This is a genomic window from Pseudomonas sp. NFACC45, assembly GCF_900113505.1.
Taxonomy (GTDB): Bacteria; Pseudomonadota; Gammaproteobacteria; order Pseudomonadales; family Pseudomonadaceae; genus Aquipseudomonas; species Aquipseudomonas tehranensis.
On record NZ_FOPO01000029.1, the window covers coordinates 1 to 1386 of the forward strand.

At 53.5% G+C, this 1386-nt stretch carries 1 rRNA gene; it reads right to left on the reverse strand.

Annotated features, from left to right (window positions below):
- Positions 1–19: 19 nt before the first annotated feature.
- A 23S ribosomal RNA gene (locus BM132_RS27665) occupies positions 20–1386 on the reverse strand; the annotation flags it as partial.

Below are 1386 nucleotides of genomic sequence, written 5' to 3' on the forward strand. Positions count from 1 at the left end.
CAAATTGCTTGGGTGTTATATGGTCAAGCCTCACGGGCAATTAGTATGGGTTAGCTCAACGCCTCACAGCGCTTACACACCCCACCTATCAACGTCGTAGTCTTCGACGGCCCTTCAGGGGACTCAAGGTCCCAGTGAGATCTCATCTTGAGGCAAGTTTCCCGCTTAGATGCTTTCAGCGGTTATCTTTTCCGAACATAGCTACCCGGCAATGCCACTGGCGTGACAACCGGAACACCAGAGGTTCGTCCACTCCGGTCCTCTCGTACTAGGAGCAGCCCCTCTCAAATCTCAAACGTCCACGGCAGATAGGGACCGAACTGTCTCACGACGTTCTAAACCCAGCTCGCGTACCACTTTAAATGGCGAACAGCCATACCCTTGGGACCGGCTTCAGCCCCAGGATGTGATGAGCCGACATCGAGGTGCCAAACACCGCCGTCGATATGAACTCTTGGGCGGTATCAGCCTGTTATCCCCGGAGTACCTTTTATCCGTTGAGCGATGGCCCTTCCATACAGAACCACCGGATCACTAAGACCTACTTTCGTACCTGCTCGACGTGTCTGTCTCGCAGTCAAGCGCGCTTTTGCCTTTATACTCTACGACCGATTTCCGACCGGTCTGAGCGCACCTTCGTACTCCTCCGTTACTCTTTAGGAGGAGACCGCCCCAGTCAAACTACCCACCATACACTGTCCTCGATCCGGATAACGGACCTGAGTTAGAACCTCAAAGTTGCCAGGGTGGTATTTCAAGGATGGCTCCACGCGAACTGGCGTCCACGCTTCAAAGCCTCCCACCTATCCTACACAAGCAAATTCAAAGTCCAGTGCAAAGCTATAGTAAAGGTTCACGGGGTCTTTCCGTCTAGCCGCGGATACACTGCATCTTCACAGCGATTTCAATTTCACTGAGTCTCGGGTGGAGACAGCGCCGCCATCGTTACGCCATTCGTGCAGGTCGGAACTTACCCGACAAGGAATTTCGCTACCTTAGGACCGTTATAGTTACGGCCGCCGTTTACCGGGGCTTCGATCAAGAGCTTCGCGTTAGCTAACCCCATCAATTAACCTTCCGGCACCGGGCAGGCGTCACACCCTATACGTCCACTTTCGTGTTTGCAGAGTGCTGTGTTTTTAATAAACAGTCGCAGCGGCCTGGTATCTTCGACCGGCGTGGGCTTACGCAGCAAGTGCTTCACCCTCACCGGCGCACCTTCTCCCGAAGTTACGGTGCCATTTTGCCTAGTTCCTTCACCCGAGTTCTCTCAAGCGCCTTGGTATTCTCTACCCAACCACCTGTGTCGGTTTGGGGTACGGTTCCTGGTTACCTGAAGCTTAGAAGCTTTTCTTGGAAGCATGGCATCAACCACTTCGTCACCCA